Origin of the sequence: Gilliamella sp. Nev6-6 (assembly GCF_001690605.1) — a bacterium.
Classification (GTDB): Bacteria; Pseudomonadota; Gammaproteobacteria; order Enterobacterales; family Orbaceae; genus Gilliamella; species Gilliamella apicola_C.
In genome coordinates this window covers 1-2140 of sequence record NZ_LZHP01000041.1, presented here as the reverse complement: position 1 = coordinate 2140, position 2140 = coordinate 1, and the positions used below count along the sequence as shown (strand labels likewise).

The following is a 2140-nucleotide window of genomic DNA, read 5'->3' as shown; positions in this document are numbered from 1 at the left end:
TATGTATTTTTTATTAGCTTTCTTGAAACACCACGTAGATACATAAAAAGGAAAAAATGGAAATAACAAAATTATGGTTATATTAGTTTATTGTTTATTTCCATTCATAATTAGCATTTATCATATTAATGACACGTCAAAACATGATGGAAAATAATAAAAACTACATTGTTTGATTTGAATAAACAGAATAAGCAAAATAAATGTAAGAAAACTAATTAATGTTGTTATCGTATCTGGTACTGCCAGTTAGTCGTCAGTTGAACGTGAGGGTATCAGATTATTATGCTTGGCTAAAATGCGAGCTTAAATTAATGGAAGTTGTTTGATAATATCAAAGCGCTTTATTGGCAGCATAAAGCCCGTTTAGGTGCAACAAGCTTAGTACATGATATCAGAGTCAACGGCTATGATATATCAGAGAGAAAGGTTAGCTGGGCATGATAAAAATCAGTCAGAAAAACCATTGATTTTATTGAAGTTTTTATTTTATAAAATGATGAAAAATAATAACATTACTCCTTTTGTTACAAGCCTATTTCATGATTGTTGTCCAATGCATTAAATCGTTGGTTATACCTTTAGATAATGATTAATTTGCTCGAAAAGTAATTGGACAGCAAACAAGTTCGCATATTGATAGGCATTTAGTTTGTAACACACTTAAAATGTCTTATTCTGTCGTCAATTTCTTAAAGGGATATTACTACCTAGTGCTTGATAAAGCCAATGTTGCAGTATGAATTTTAAATGGTTAGTGTTACAACATAGGTTGAGATAAAGTATGAGCTGAGCTGGCAATTGTTGGAATAATGCTGTTACTGAAAGTTTTTTCCATACGTTTAAAAAATAACATGATTCATGATGTGGATGACAAAATACGGGGTAAACCAATAAAGCGCTATTTGAATATATTGAGATCTACTTCACACAAGTTCGCCGACAGTCAGCTCATGGTTGGATATCGCCTGAGCAGTATAAAAAGCCGTATTACTTTAATAACGCCTCTATAGAGGCGAGTATTGTCTAAGATTTTGGTGAGGATCAAATTTCGTTTTCTTTTGATTATCTGTTTAACGAAGCGGCCCTGGTAGGTGGCGTGTCAGGGGACGCAATTTTTCTCTGTCATCCCATAAACCAGGAAATACTTCAAACTTCAGATCATCACGGTTAATACCTGTATCAAAATAGCGACAGAGGCGGTCTCGTAAATCCACATCACCCCACATATTAGTCAGTTCATATTGTTCAATAAGCTTACGATCCTGTGGAAGCGTTAAATCTTCTTTGATAATTGGTGCTCTAGTTGTACTTAAAATGCCATTAGCATCAGGAACAAGATCTATTAATTTTCCTCCTAAAAAATGAAAATTAAATTTGTCACCTTTGTAATGATCTCCATCCAAAATAGTATAGGCATCAATCCAATATCTTTCGCTAGGCTTTGAACTGGGTATTACTGTAGTGGATTTTATTTTCCCTTGAATTAACGACTTATTAATCACATTCCCAACAAAAACGCTGAACAAGGGTTCTATTTTATTTAAATCTAAATTCTGCCATGCACCATCTGAATTGAAAATATCATAAAAGCGCATTTCAGGGCTGGTTAGCATCTGTCCAATTGTGTATAAATTATCACGTAATTGGATATTGACTAGATCATTTTTCTTCCAAACAACACGTTTAGCCATAATTAGCATCGACCTCTTTTTTTAGGAACACGCTTTCGATCCCGCTAATAGGTTGGGGTATCATCGTATAGCAGAATTTCCCAGTATCTTTGATGGCAATCGCTTCAATTCTGTTGGTGCAATCATAACAGTAGTCGGTCTATCCCTGTTTGTTGTGTTTTTCGCCTACTAGCAGATCGGGGGAAAATGATTAATTCATTAATTGTAGACACCAATCTCTTCCGCTTTGGCAATTAACTCATCTTGCAATGAACCTTGTATTTCATCTCCATCATACTCAAGAATGAAATCACCACTAATATTAGGAGGAAAACATGAACCATCTATGGTGCCAAAAATTGTTGACATTGTATCTATCATTACTATACGCAGAAAATTAAAAATCTTTTCTTGGTCTTTATCTGATAGCTTTGCGATAATACTTCTTGCTCTTGCATAAGGATCAT

2 protein-coding genes are annotated in these 2140 nt (G+C 34.1%); both read right to left on the bottom strand.

What is annotated here, in order from left to right:
* Positions 1-1073: 1073 nt before the first annotated feature.
* Positions 1074-1703 (bottom strand): hypothetical protein, encoded by a 630-nt coding sequence (locus tag A9G42_RS05055; RefSeq protein WP_176700447.1) that lies wholly within the window; start codon positions 1701-1703, stop codon positions 1074-1076.
* Between the two features lie 189 nt (positions 1704-1892).
* Positions 1893-2140, bottom strand: a 248-nt coding sequence (locus A9G42_RS14095) for a hypothetical protein (RefSeq protein ID WP_065652808.1), incomplete at its 5' end; no start/stop codon positions are given.